We start from the raw sequence: 13349 nt of genomic DNA, 5'->3' as shown, positions 1-13349 counted from the left end.
GTAAAAAGGCTAGCCGCCCCCACCGACAGCCCCGACCGTCCCGCCCGCTCGACCGTCCCGCCCCTCCCGCTCACTCGACCGTCTGGCGGCCCTCGGGGCGGGCGCTGCACGAGCTGCGGAAGGAGCAGTGGTCGCAGTGCTTGCCCGCGGCGGGCGCGAACCGCTCGTCCAGCACCCGGCCGGCGGCGGTCGCGAGCAGGTCGCCGACCCACTCCCCGTCGAGCGGCTGCTGGGCCTGGACCCTGGGGACCGTGTCGCCGCCGTCGCGCTGGGCCGCGCCCTGGCGGAGCTGGACGAGCTCGGCGCCGCCGGGCGTGGGGCGCAGCCCGTCGAAGACCTCGTCGACGGCGCCCTCGCGCACGGCGAGCTGGTAGACCGCGAGCTGGGGGTGGCGGGCCACCTCGTCCTTGGTGGGCGCGGACTTGCCGGTCTTGAAGTCGACGACGTACGCACGCCCCTGCGGGTCCGATTCGACCCGGTCCATGGAACCCCGGATGCGGACGGCGACCTCACCGGCTTCGAGCGTGACGTCGAACTCGTGCTCCGTGGCCACGGCCGCCCGGCCCCCGCGGTCGGTGGTGTGCCAGCGCAGGAAGCGTTCGAGGGCGGCGCGGGCGTTGTCCTTCTCCTGCCGGGACTTCCAGGGCGCGTCGAAGGCGAGGGCGTCCCACACCGAGTCGAGGCGTTCCATGAGGACGGCCAGGTCGGCGGGGGTGCGTCCGGAGGCGACCTCGTCGGCGAGGACGTGGACGACGTTGCCGAAGCCCTGGGCGGCGGTCGAGGCGGTGTCGGCCTTGACCTCCCGGCCGAGGAACCACTGCAGGGAGCAGGTGTTGGCGAGCTGCTCCAGGGCGCTGCCGGACAGGGCGACGGGCCGGTCCCGGTCGCGGAGCGGGACGCTGCTGCGGGTGGGCTCGTACAGGCCCCACCATCGCTGCGGGTGCGCGGCCGGGACCAGGGGGCGGTCCTCGTCGTCGGTGAGCGCGGCGAGGCGGGCGAGGCGCCGGGCGGCGGCGTCGCGCAGGGCGGGCGAGGCGTCCGGGTCGACGGTGGTCGCGCGCAGCTCGGCGACGAGCGCGGGGACGGCGAGGGGGCGGCGGGGGCGGCCGGTGACGTCCTTCGGGGTGACCCCGAGCTCGGTCAGGAAGCGGGAGGGCTGGTCGCCGTCGTCGGCGGGGGCCTTGACGGCGGTGACGACGAGGCGGTCGCGGGCGCGGGTGGCGGCGACGTAGAAGAGCCGGCGTTCCTCGGCGAGGAGGGCGCCGGGGGTGAGGGGCTCGGCGAGGCCGTCGCGGCCGATGCGGTCGGCCTCCAGGAGGGAACCGCGGCGGCGGAGGTCGGGCCACAGGCCCTCCTGGACTCCGGCGACCACGACGAGGGACCACTCCAGGCCCTTGGAACGGTGGGCGGTCATCAGGCGGACGGCTTCGGAGCCGGTGGCGCGTGCCGTCAACGTGTCGGCGGCGATGTCCTCCGCCTCCAGTTGTTCGAGGAAGTTGAGCGCGCCGCGGCCGCCGGTGCGCTCCTCGGCGCGGGCGGCGGTGTCGAAGAGGGCGCAGACGGCGTCGAGGTCGCGGTCGGCGTTGCGGCCGGCGGCGGCGCCGCGGCGGGCGCTGCGCTCCAGCCGCTGGGGCCAGGGGGTGCCGTCCCAGAGGATCCACAGGGCCTCCTCGGCGGTGCCGCCGCCCTGGAGCAGCTCGCGGGCCTTGCGCAGGAGCAGGCCGAGGCGCTGCGCTCCGCGGGCGTACGCGGGGTCGTGCGCGGTGAGCCGCTCCGGCTCGGCGAGGGCGCGCGCGAGCAGCACGTCGGAGGGCGCGGGCACCTTGACGCCGGCGGCGCGCTCCTCTTCCCGCAGCGCCCGGCCGAGCCGCCGCAGGTCGGCGGCGTCCATGCCGCCGAGGGGGGAGGTGAGCAGGGTGACGGCGGCCTCGACGGTGACGCCTCCGACGGGGCCGGCGGTCTCGGAGCCCGACGCCGCGCCTCCGGCAGGGCCAGTGGGGCCGGCGGTGTCGGGGCTCGGCCCCGGTCCCGCCTCGTCTGCCACCGCGGCACCCGTGTCCGCCCCGGCGGTGTCCACGGCCTCCTCGGTTTCGGCGGCGCCCATCCCGAAGGTGCGCGCAAGGTCGCCGGCCTCGGCCGCCCCGCCGGGCGCACCGGGCCTCGGCTCCTCGCCGTCCGCGGCGGCACCCGTGCCGGTCTCGCCGGTGTCCCCGGCCCCGCCCGCTCCGGCGGGGCTGGGGACGGTCGCGTCGAGGCTCGGCGCGGCCTGGGCGGCGGCGTCCACGACGGCCGAAGCCCCGGCGGTCGCGTAGGCCGGGGCGATCGCCCCGGCCGGGGCGATCGCGTCGGCTTCGGCGGCGACTGCCGGCTCGGCCGCCGGGTCGGTGGTCAGGGTTGCCGTGGCCGTGAGGCGGAGGGCTGTCAGGAGGGGGGCTATGGCGGGTTCGTGGCGGAGGGGGGTGTCCGTGCCGTCCGTTTCGGCGGGGACCCCGGCCGAGATCAGGGCGCGGCGCATCGCCGGGAGGGTTCGGCCGCCGGCGCGGACCAGGACGGCCATGTCCTGCCAGGGGACGCCGTCCTCCAGGTGGGCCCGGCGCAGGATGTCGGCGATGTTGTCCAGCTCGGCGCCGGCCGTCGGGTACGTGAAGACCTCCACCCGGCCGCCCTCCCGGGTGGCCTGGAGCCCGCGGTGGGCGCGTACCGCCGTGGCCGGCAGCCGCGGGACCGGCATCCGGGTGGCGAGGAGACGGGTCGCCGTCAGCAGGGCCGCGCCGGAGCGGCGGCCCACCGTCAGGGCTTTGACCTGCGCGCCCGGGAAGGCGGACTCGAAGTCCAGGATGTTGTTGATGTCCGCGCCGCGGAAGGCGTAGATCGACTGGTCGGGATCGCCGAAGGCGACCAGCGTCCCGCCGCGCCCGGTCAGGGCCCGCAGCAGCCGCAGCTGGGAGGCGTCCGTGTCCTGGTACTCGTCCACGAAGATCGCGTCGTAGGAGGAGGACAGGGCAGGGGTGCCCTCCGCCAGGAGGACCGCACGGTGGAGGAGTTCGGCGTAGTCCAGCGTGCCCTGCAGGTCCAGGACGTCCAGGTACTCGGAGAGGAAGGCCGCCGCCGCCTTCCAGTCCGGACGGCCGATGCGGTCGGCGAACGAGGAGAGGGCCTGCGGGCCGAGGCCCAGTTCGCGGGCGCGGGCCAGCACCGCACGGACCTCGTCGGCGAAGCCGCGCGTGGTCAGCGCCGCCCGCAGGTCGTCGGGCCAGCGGATGGAGCGGATCCGGCGCTGGCCTTCCAGGAGGGTGCGGACCATCACGTCCTGCTCCGGGCCGGACAGCAGCCGCAGCGGGTCGGCGAAGAGGTCGGTGTCCTGGTGGGAGCGGACCAGGCCGTAGCAGAAGGAGTGGAAGGTGGTGGCCTGCGGAGCCCGCGCACCGCCCAGCCGCAGGGCGGCCCGGTCACGCAGTTCCACGGCCGCCTTGCGGCTGAAGGTGAGAATGAGGATGCGGGCGGGGTCCGCCCCGGCTTCCACCCGGGCGGTGACCGCCTCGACCAGCGTGGTCGTCTTCCCGGTGCCCGGTCCGGCCAGGACCAGGAGCGGTCCGCCGGTGTGGTCAACCACCGCCCGTTGCGCTGCGTCCAGCACAGGGGGATCCACCCGTTCCGGCCCGGTGCGCACGAGGCGGTACGCGTCCGGGGTCCGCGTGTGCCGCCGCTCGGTGCGGCGGCTTTCGGAGGAAGAGGTGTTCACGTGGGGTGCCGGTCCTGGTGGGTCTGCGGGTGCTGCCGTGACGGCTCGCGGAGAAGCCGAAGTGGCAACGCTACGGCAACCGGCCGACGCCGCGCAGTCCCCCCGGGTAGCCCGTACGGACGTTCGCGCGGTCGCCCGATCGCCCGTCCAGGCCGCGCATGGCCGAAGCTGTCAGGTGTGAGCCTCGTCGCGTGTGCCGTCCTGTCCGGTGTCTCCCGGGGCCCCGTCCCAGCGCGCCCGGCGCATGTCCAGCCGCGGCTCGCCGCCCGCCGTCAGGCGCAGCGGGGTGGCTTCGGCCCGGTAGTGCTCCAGGGCGCGCAGCTCGTGGCCGGGCAGGGGTACGCCGTCCGCCCGCACCACGCGCCACCAGGGCACGGCTCCCCCGTACAGGGCCATGACACGCCCGACTTGGCGCGGGCCTCCCTCGCCGAGCCATTCGGCGACGTCCCCGTATGTCATCACCCGGCCGGGCGGAATACGCTCTGCCACCTCAAGCACGTGCTCCGCGTACGCGGGCAGCTCCTCACTCATTCAGCACATGGTGCAGTACGCCGGAGGCCGGCCGGCGGAAGTCGGGGTTCCGGACCGGCGCGCACCCTGATGCCCCGCTGGCCCGTCGGTCCGTGCCACCATCTTCCGGGCGGTGACTGGTGATACGTGATCAAGAAGAGACGGATGTGACGACGAAGGAGCAGGGTGTGAGCCCTCCGGACGGCGCGGCGGCTGACGACGGCGCGCGCCCAGACGACGGCGCCGCCTCCCGCCCCGAGCCCGTTCCGGCGACCCGCCCTCAGACCCCGCCGAAGGCTCTGTCGAAGGAGGTCCCGTCGAAGGCCCCGCGCCCCGACGGTGACACCGGCACCGGCAGCGGTACCGACGGCGAGAGCGGCGACGCGGAGGGGTCGCACGGCCACGCCTCCACGGCCGCCGACCGCGTCGAGGTCGACGAGCCGCTGCTCGCCGCCCGCGTGCACCGGCCGTCCGACCTCGTACGCCTCCTCGTCGGCATCCTCGGCATCGCCGTCCTGCTCGCCATCGCCGCCTTCGCCCACGGCACGACGGTCGGGCTCGAGGAGGACATCAGCAAGGGCACCGGCCAGGCGCCGGACCTGCTGATCAAGGTCGCGGCGCTCGTGTCCAGCATCGCCGTGCTGCTGCTGCCCGTCGCCTTCGCCATCGAGCGGCTGATCAAACGCGACGGGCTGCGCATCGCCGACGGCGTGCTCGCCGCCGTCCTCGCGCACGGCGTCACCCTCGCCACCGACCTGTGGGTCTCCCAGGCCGCCCCCGACACCATCCAGGACGCCCTCACCCGGCCCGCGGGCGGCGGGGCCCTCACCGACCCGGTGCACGGCTACCTCGCGCCCGTCATCGCGTACATGACCGCCGTCGGCATGACCCGCAGACCCCACTGGCGCGTGGCGCTGTGGGTGGTCCTGCTGCTCAACGCCCTCACCATGCTGGTCAACGGCTACACCACACCCTTCTCGATCATCCTCACCGTGCTGATCGGCTGGAGCGTCGCCTACGGCACCCTGTACGCCGTCGGCTCGCCCAATGTGCGCCCCACCGGGCAGAACCTCCTCGCCGGTCTGCGCCGGGTCGGCTTCCAGCCGGTCAGCGCGATGCGCGCCGAGCTGCCCGAGGGTCCCGAGCCGTCCGAGGCGAACGACCGGGGGCGCCGCTACCACGTGACCCTGGAGGACGGGCCGCCGCTCGACGTCACGATCGTCGACCGCGAGCAGCAGGCCCACGGCTTCTTCTACCGGGTCTGGCGCCGGGTCACCCTGCGCGGCATCACCACGGGCCGCAGCCTGCAGTCGCTGCGCCAGGCGCTGGAGCAGGAGGCGCTGCTCGCGTACGCGGCCATCGCGGCCGGGGCGAACGCGCCGAAGCTGATCGCCACCTCCGAGCTCGGCCCGGACGCGGTGATGCTCGTGTACGAGCACCTGGACGCCCGGCCCCTCGACGCGCTCGCCGACGAGGAGATCACCGACGAGCTGATCCACACCACGTGGAAGCAGGTACGGGCCCTGCAGTCGCGGCGGATCGCCCACCGGCGGCTCACCGGGGACGCCCTGGTGGTGGATCGTTCCGGCAATGTCGTCCTCACGGACCTGCGCGGCGGTGAGATCGCCGCGGGCGACCTGGTGCTGCGGATGGACATCGCCCAGCTGCTGACCACGGTCGGCCTGCGGGTCGGCGCGGAGCGCGCGGTGGCCTCGGCCGTGTCGGTGCTCGGCCCGGACGCGGTGGCGGACTGCCTGCCGCTGCTCCAGCCGATCGCGCTCAGCCGTTCCACCCGGGCGACGCTGCGCAAGCTGGCCCGGGAGCGGGCCGATCGGCAGCGGGAGGCCGTACTGGAGTCCTCGCGCGCGGCGAAGGCGGCGCGCGAGGCGGAGTCGGCGGCCTCCGCGACCCCGGTCTCCGCGTCGGCCGCCGCCGACCGCAAGGCCGAGAAGAAGGCCCTGGAGGACGCGCTGGACGGGGCCCGCGAGGAGGACCTGCTGACGCAGATCCGCCACCAGGTGCTGCTGATCCGCCCTCAGGCGCCGGTGGAGCCGGCCCGGCTGGAGCGGATCCGGCCGCGCACGCTGGTCTCGTTCATCGCAGGCGCGTTCGGTGCGTACTTCCTGCTCACGCAGCTGGCCCACGTGGACTTCGCGACGATCATCGGCGAGGCGCAGTGGGGCTGGGTCGGGGCGGCTCTGGCCTTCTCGGCGCTGACGTACTTCGCGGCGGCGATGAGCCTGCTGGGCTTCGTGCCGGAGCGGGTGCCGTTCCTGCGGACCGTGGTCGCGCAGGTGGCCGGGTCGTTCGTGAAGCTGGTGGCCCCGGCAGCGGTCGGCGGTGTCGCGCTGAACACCCGCTTCCTGCAGCGGGCGGGGGTCCGGCCGGGGCTGGCGGTCGCGAGCGTGGGCGCCTCCCAGCTCTTCGGGCTGGCCAGCCACATCCTGCTGCTGCTGTCCTTCGGCTACCTGACCGGAACCGAGAAGACCCCCGAGATGACCCCTTCCCGGGCGGTCATCGCGGGGCTGCTGACCGTCGCCGTGCTCGTGCTGGTGGTGACGGCGGTCCCGTTCATGCGGAAGTTCGTCGTGACGCGGGTGCGGGCGCTGTTCGCGGGCGTGGTGCCGCGCATGCTGGACGTGCTCCAGCGGCCGAAGAAGCTGATGACCGGCATCGGCGGGATGCTGCTGCTGACCGGCTGCTTCGTGATGTGCCTGGACGCGTCGATCCGCGCGTTCGGGGGCGGCGAGGCCATCAGCTACGCGAGCATCGCGGTGGTCTTCCTGGCGGGCAACGCACTGGGTTCGGCGGCGCCGACGCCGGGCGGCATGGGCGCGGTGGAGACCACCCTGACGCTGGGGCTGATCGCGGCCGGGCTGGAGAAGGAGGTCGCGATCTCGGCGGTGCTGTTGTTCCGGCTGATGACGTTCTGGCTGCCGGTGCTGCCGGGATGGATCTCGTTCAACTTCCTGACCCGCAAGGAAGCCATTTAGCCTCCGGCTCGGTCTGCGGGGGTTCGCGGCCGCGCCCGCGCCTCGAACGCCGGGCAGGTAGGCAGGTCGGCAGGTCCGTGCATGCGACGGCGGGGCCGGGCGGGACCCGTTTGGGTCAGCGCGCGGGCGGGGGTCGCGGAGGGCGCACAGGATGGGGGTATGCCGAGAAACGCCTGGCGGGTCACCGCCGCCGCCGCACTCGCCGCCGCTCTGCTCTCCACGGCCGCATGCTCCGACGACGGCGAAGGGAAGCAGCCCAAGGCCGACGGCACCAAGCCGGCCAAGCCCCTCAAGTGGGGTGACTGCGACGCCCCCACCCCCGCGCAGGGCAGCGGACCGGTCCCGCCCAAGGACTGGCAGTGCGCCACTCTCGACGTCCCCCTCGACTACGCCGACCCGGGCGGCGAGACGATCCCGATCGCCCTCATCCGCGCCAAGGCCCGCGACCAGAAGAACCGTCTCGGCTCCCTGGTCTTCAACTTCGGCGGCCCCGGCGGCTCCGGCGTCGCGACCCTCCCCGGCGCCGCCAAGGAGTACGAGGCCCTGCGCGCCCGGTACGACCTGGTCAGCTTCGACCCCCGCGGGGTGGGCGCCAGCGCTCCCGTCCGCTGCGAGGACGACAAGCAGCTGGACGTGTACTACTCCCAGGACTCCTCCCCGGACACCCCCGAGGAGGAGAAGACCTACGTCGACAACACCAGGACGTACCAGCAGGCCTGCAAGGACAAGTCCGGCAAGCTCCTCCCCCACGTCGGCACCCCGGACGCCGCCCGCGACCTGGACCGCATCCGCCAGGCCCTCGGCGACGAGAAGCTGAACTACTTCGGCGTCTCCTACGGCACCGAGCTCGGCGGGGTCTACGCCCACCTCTTCCCCAAGAACGTCGGCCGGGCCGTCTTCGACGCCGTCGTGGACCCGACCAAGAACTCCGAGGAGGGGGCGATGGGCCAGGCCAAGGGCTTCCAGCTCGCCCTCGACAACTTCGCCCAGGACTGCGTGGACCGCGGCGACGAGTGCCGGCTCCAGGGCAGCACGCCCAAGGAGATCGAGGCCAACATCATCAAGCTCCAGAAGGAGCTGGCCGCGAAGCCCATCGCGGGCATCGGGGACCGGCAGCTCACCGAGAGCGCCGCCACCAACGGCATCGCGCAGGCCCTGTACTCCAAGGAGCTGTGGCCGCTGCTGGAGCAGGGGCTCGACGAGGCGGAGGGCGGGCAGGGGCAGCTGCTGCTGGCCCTGTCCGACGCACTCAACGGCCGTGACCAGCAAGGGCGTTACAGCAACATCGGCGCCGCGAACACCGCCATCAACTGTGTGGACTCCAAGGACCGTTACAGCCTGGAGGAGACCAAGGCCAAGCTGGCGGCGTTCCGTTCGGCCTCGCCCGTCTTCGGGGACTTCCTCGGCTGGGCCATGATGAGCTGCACCGACTGGCCGGTGCCCGGCACCTGGGAGACCCCGGACGTCTCCGCCCCCGGCTCCGCCCCGATCCTGGTGATCGGCAACACCGGCGACCCGGCCACCCCGTACGAGGGCGCCCGCAACATGGTGGAGCGGCTCGGCCCCGGCGTGGGCGTGGAGCTCACGTACAAGGGCGAGGGGCACGGCGCGTACAACAGCGGCGACCCCTGCGTGCAGGAGGCCGTCAACACGTACCTGCTGGACGGGAAGACGCCGAAGGCGGGCACCGTCTGCACCGCGAGCCCGGACGCCACGGGGACGCCCGTCGCGCCGGAGGATCCGGCGGGTGCCTGATCCGGAGAACGCCGGAGGGGCCGTACCGGGCGACGCGCGCGGTACGGCCCCTCCGGGGTGACTGCTAGTAGACCGGCTTCTCGGGCTCGACCTGGTGGACCCAGCCGATGACGCCGCCGCCGACGTGCACCGCGTCCGCGAAGCCCGCGGACTTCAGGACCGCGAGGACTTCCGCACTGCGGACACCCGTCTTGCAGTGCAAGACGATGCGCCTGTCCTGCGGCAGGTCCTGGAGGGCCGAGCCCATCAGGAACTCGCCCTTGGGGATCAGCTTCGCGCCGGGGATCGAGACGATCTCGTACTCGTTGACCTCGCGGACGTCGATGATCTCGATGGGATCGTCGTTGTCGATCCACTCCTTGAGCTGCTTGGGAGTGATCGTCGAGCCGAGCGCGGCCTCCTGGGCCTCCTCCGACACGACGCCGCAGAAGGCCTCGTAGTCGATGAGCTCGGTGACGGTCGCGTTCGGACCGCAGACCGCGCAGTCGGGGTCCTTGCGGACCTTGACCTGGCGGTACTGCATCTCCAGCGCGTCGTAGATCATCAGGCGGCCGACCAGCGGCTCGCCGACGCCCGTCAGGACCTTGATGGCCTCGGTGACCTGGATGGACCCGATGGACGCGCAGAGCACGCCCAGGACGCCGCCCTCGGCGCAGCTCGGGACCATGCCCGGCGGGGGCGGCTCGGGGTAGAGGCAGCGGTAGCACGGGCCGTGCTCGGACCAGAAGACCGAGGCCTGGCCGTCGAAGCGGTAGATCGAGCCCCACACGTACGGCTTGTTCAGCAGCACGCAGGCGTCGTTGACCAGGTAGCGCGTGGCGAAGTTGTCCGTGCCGTCGACGATGAGGTCGTACTGGCTGAAGATCTCCATCACGTTCTCGGCTTCGAGCCGCTCTTCGTGCAGGACCACGTTCACGTACGGGTTGATGCCCAGCACGCTGTCGCGGGCCGACTCGGCCTTGGAACGGCCGATGTCCGCCTGGCTGTGGATGATCTGGCGCTGCAGGTTCGACTCGTCGACCTCGTCGAACTCCACGATGCCCAGCGTGCCGACGCCGGCCGCGGCCAGGTACATGAGGGCGGGCGAGCCGAGGCCGCCCGCGCCCACGGCCAGCACCTTGGCGTTCTTCAGGCGCTTCTGGCCGTCCATCCCGACATCCGGGATGATCAGGTGGCGGGAGTACCGACGGACCTCGTCAACGGTGAGCTCAGCAGCTGGCTCGACCAGGGGTGGCAGCGACACGGGGACTCCGTAGATGGTTACGTCTTAACGGTGGTTCTCTCCGTAACACTGCCACGCCCGTCTTCATTCCAAGACACCTGTCCCAATTCGTGAGACGATTTCGTCCCAGTACCCGGGCATCGAGGCCCACGGGTCACGGTCGCCGACGGCGCGCCGGTCCGTGAACCAGATGGTGCCCGCGCCCTGCCAGCGGGCGATCCGCATCGCCTCCTCCAGGTGCGTGCGCGGCACCCCGTGGACCAAGTGGCAGAACCGCTCCGCCGGATGGTCGGCGGTCCACTCCGCGACCTGCGACCACCGGTAGTCGGCCCAGGCCCCGGAGAAGGTGACCAGCTGGTCGGCGGCCTCCGCATAGCCCTCGTACGGGTGCGTGCCGTGCCCGAGCACGATCCGCAGGTCCTCCCCGAGACCGCGCAGGGTCTCGACGACCCGGCACACCGAGGCCAGACCCGCCTGGTCGGCCGGGGCGTCCGCCAGGTAGAAACCGCCGACCCCGTACCAGTCGCGGAAGCGGTGGGCGTCGGAGATCAGCTCCCCGAAGGACCGCGATCCGTCCCGCATCGCGAGATGGCCGAGGACCCTGCCGTCCGCGCCGTGCAGCTTCGCCGCCGCTTCCGTGCAGTGCGGGTCGGGCCGCCCGCCGGGACCGTCCGTGACGTTGAGCACGGCCCAGTGCAACGGGGTGCCGGGGCGGGTCAGCTCGGCCCACTCGACCGGTGCGAGCAGCGGGTGTGCGTAGCCGGGGATGCCGAGGCCGAGGCGGCCGGCCTCGGTCGCGGCGGCGGTCATCGCCCCCGGCGGCGTGGTCAGATGCGGCACGCCGCCTCCATCCAGATGTCCGCGAGGGATTCCTCCAGGTTGATCCGGGGCCGCCAGCCGAGCCGGTCGCGGGCGGTACGGACGTCCGCCTGCTGCCAGGCCCCGCAGCCGTCGGGGTACGGGTACGGCTGGGGGGCCGCGGCCGAGAGCTGCTCCGCGGTGGCCTCGGAGCGGGGAGATCCGATGGAGGCGAGCCCGGCCGGTCGGCCGGGATGCGGGTGCCCCTGCGGGGATCCGCCGTGCGGGACGTCCAGCTCGTGCAGGGCTCCTCCGTACCCGGCGACCCGGGCCAGGACGGCGGCCGCGTCCCGCAGCCGGACCGCCCGGCCGGTGCCGATGTTGACGACGCCCTGGGCGGCGGACAGGGAGGCGGCGTGCACGGCCCGCGCCACGTCCCGCACGTCGACGAAGTCGCGCTGGACGCCGAGCCCGCTGAGCTTCAGCTCGCCGTCGCCCGACTGCATCGCGCGGCGCATGGCCTCGGCGAGCCGGCCGAGCGGGGATCCGGCGGGGGTGCCGGGGCCCACCGGCGAGAAGATCCGCAGGACGACGGCGTCCAGCCCGGAGCCGAGCACGAGCTCGGTGGCGGCCAGTTTGCTGACGCCGTACGGCCCGCCGGGTCTCGGCACGGCGTCCTCGGCCGTGGAGGATCCGGGCTGGCTGGGCCCGTACTCGGCGGCGCAGCCGAGCTGGACGAGGCGCGCCCCGCAGCCGCTGCGGCGCAGCGACTCGCAGATCGTGGCGACGGCGACGGTGTTGTGCCGGGTGAGCTCCCGGGCCCCGCCCCGGGTGGCGCCGGCACAGTTGATGACGACGCCGGGGTGAACGGCGTCCAGGAAGCGGGTGAGCGCGCCGGGGCTGCCGGTGGCGAGGTCGAAGCGGACGTCGGCGTCGTCGCCGCGGCCGAGCGCGGTGAGCTGGACGGCGGGGTCGGCGAGCAGCCGGTCGGCGACGTAGCGGCCGAGGTATCCGTTGGCTCCGATCAGCAGCACCCTCATCGCGTGACCCCTTGGTTGGTTGGCTGGCCGGTCATGTCTGTTTCTCCTTGCGGACGGGTGGATGGATGGGGCGGGGTACGGGTAAAGCGCCTCGGCGTCGGCTCCGAAGGTCGGTGGTCGTCCCCGCGCCGTCAGGGCCGCGCATGCGCGGACGCACGGGACAGGGCGAGGACGGCGTGTACGAGGAGCCCGGCCGCGGCGGCGAGTGCCGCCGGCGGCACCGGGAGCAGGGCGACGGCGAGTGCGGCTCCGACGGGACCGCGGTGGGCGCCGTGCCGCAGCAGGAGCCGGGTCAGGAACAGCACCAGGGCGAGCGGCACCGCCACCGGGAGCGGGGTGCCGGCGAGCGCGGCCGCCCCCGCGGCAGCCCCGGTGAACACGGCGACGGTCGCGACGAGCAGGGGCCGGGCCCGGTCCGCGAAGTCCTCCAGCGCGCGGCTCCCGCCGAGCCGGGCCCGGGCCCCGGCGGCGAACGCGGCGGCGAGCAGGTGCCCGGGGGCGACGGCCAGTGCGAGGGCGACGGCGAGGGCGGCGCCGTGCCGGTGCGCGGCCCAGCCCACGAGGGCCGCGGCCAGCAGGTGCGCGGCGTAGGGGAACCGGCCCCCGGCGGTCCGCCCCGGCCGCACCAGGGCGGCGACGGTGACGGCCACGGCGACGGGCCCCGCCCACGCCTGCCCGGCGGCGGCCGCTCCGAACGCGAGGGCCCCGGGCAGCAGCGCGTAGCCGAAGCCCCGGAAGGCGGAGACCCCTGCGGAGGTCCCTGCGGGGGCCCGGCCGGGCTGGGCGCCGGGGTGCTCCCCGCGCGGGCTCCGGGCGTACAGCTCTTCGGCGAGCGAGAAGACGTCACGGTGGCGGAAGCGTGCGGCGGTGCGGTCGGTGATGCCGTGGGCTTCCAGCCCGGCGGCGATCTCGAGCGGGTCCACGGCCCGCTCGCACAGCTCCCGGTGCCGGTGCAACAACGCCTTGACCGGGTCCCCACCGCCCCGCCGCCGGGGCGGCCTCGCAGCCGCCTCGTCGATCGAGGCGCGGGGGCCCGCACTTCCCGCCCCGCCCGGGACAAACCCAGCCCCGCCGGCGGCGAACTCAGCCCCGCCGGCGTTTGAGGCGCGGGGGTCCGGGGGCAGCGCCCCCGGCAACGGCGTCGCGCCGGACCGTGCACCAGAGGACGTCATCACACCTGCGGCACCGTTCCCGGGGCTCTGCCCCGGACCCCGCGCCTCAATCACCGGCGAGGCTGGATGTGCCGCGGCCGAGGCTGCGAGCTCCCAGGCCTGAAGTGCCGCCTGTGG

The 13349-nt window shown here is 74.2% G+C and carries 8 protein-coding genes; 2 read left to right on the top strand and 6 right to left on the bottom strand.

The features are described from left to right. Positions 1–70: 70 nt before the first annotated feature. Both OG332_RS28880 and OG332_RS28875 read right to left on the bottom strand, forming a co-directional pair. The gene (locus OG332_RS28880) at positions 71–3742 is read right to left on the bottom strand and encodes an ATP-dependent helicase (protein WP_442816223.1); all 3672 of its coding nucleotides are present in this window, start codon (positions 3740–3742) and stop codon (positions 71–73) included. 171 nt (positions 3743–3913) lie between these two features. Then, positions 3914–4273 carry an MGMT family protein gene (locus OG332_RS28875; protein WP_327416201.1) on the bottom strand — a complete coding sequence of 120 codons (360 nt, stop codon included), beginning with the start codon at positions 4271–4273 and terminating at the stop codon, positions 3914–3916. A gap of 167 nt (positions 4274–4440) precedes the next feature. Between OG332_RS28875 and OG332_RS28870 the strand changes: the two genes are divergently transcribed. Together OG332_RS28870 and OG332_RS28865 are read left to right on the top strand one after the other, a co-directional pair. Beyond that, on the top strand, positions 4441–7245 hold the full coding sequence (locus OG332_RS28870) for a lysylphosphatidylglycerol synthase transmembrane domain-containing protein (RefSeq protein WP_442816222.1): 2805 nt from the start codon (positions 4441–4443) through the stop codon (positions 7243–7245). Between the two features lie 159 nt (positions 7246–7404). Continuing rightward, entirely contained in the window at positions 7405–9000 is a 1596-nt protein-coding gene (locus tag OG332_RS28865) for an alpha/beta hydrolase (protein ID WP_327416199.1), read from the top strand. Between the two features lie 64 nt (positions 9001–9064). On the opposite strand, the gene moeZ is transcribed toward OG332_RS28865, so the two are convergent. The 4 genes from moeZ to OG332_RS28845 form a co-directional block, all read right to left on the bottom strand. Next, entirely contained in the window at positions 9065–10243 is a 1179-nt protein-coding gene (gene moeZ, locus OG332_RS28860; RefSeq protein WP_327416198.1) for an adenylyltransferase/sulfurtransferase MoeZ, read from the bottom strand. 63 nt (positions 10244–10306) lie between these two features. After that, positions 10307–11062 carry a spherulation-specific family 4 protein gene (locus OG332_RS28855; RefSeq protein WP_327416197.1) on the bottom strand — a complete coding sequence of 252 codons (756 nt, stop codon included), beginning with the start codon at positions 11060–11062 and terminating at the stop codon, positions 10307–10309. Beyond that, positions 11050–12060, bottom strand: a complete 1011-nt coding sequence (locus tag OG332_RS28850) for an NAD-dependent epimerase/dehydratase (RefSeq protein WP_327416196.1) — start codon at positions 12058–12060, stop codon at positions 11050–11052. The genes OG332_RS28855 and OG332_RS28850 overlap by 13 nt, the downstream gene beginning before the upstream one ends. 131 nt (positions 12061–12191) lie before the next feature. Then, on the bottom strand, positions 12192–13019 hold the full coding sequence (locus OG332_RS28845) for a hypothetical protein (RefSeq protein ID WP_327416195.1): 828 nt from the start codon (positions 13017–13019) through the stop codon (positions 12192–12194). Positions 13020–13349: the final 330 nt, after the last annotated feature.

It is taken from the genome of Streptomyces sp. NBC_01233 (assembly GCF_035989305.1).
In the GTDB taxonomy this organism is placed as follows: domain Bacteria; phylum Actinomycetota; class Actinomycetes; order Streptomycetales; family Streptomycetaceae; genus Streptomyces.
This window is presented reverse-complemented; position numbering and strand designations above follow the sequence as displayed.

Excerpts from the sequence above, each read along its gene's own strand:
- OG332_RS28875 (WP_327416201.1), bottom strand. The coding sequence starts at position 4,273 with ATGAGTGAGGAGCTGCCCGCGTACGCGGAGCACGTGCTTGAGGTGGCA.
- OG332_RS28865 (WP_327416199.1), top strand. The coding sequence starts at position 7,405 with ATGCCGAGAAACGCCTGGCGGGTCACCGCCGCCGCCGCACTCGCCGCC.
- OG332_RS28850 (WP_327416196.1), bottom strand. The coding sequence starts at position 12,060 with ATGAGGGTGCTGCTGATCGGAGCCAACGGATACCTCGGCCGCTACGTC.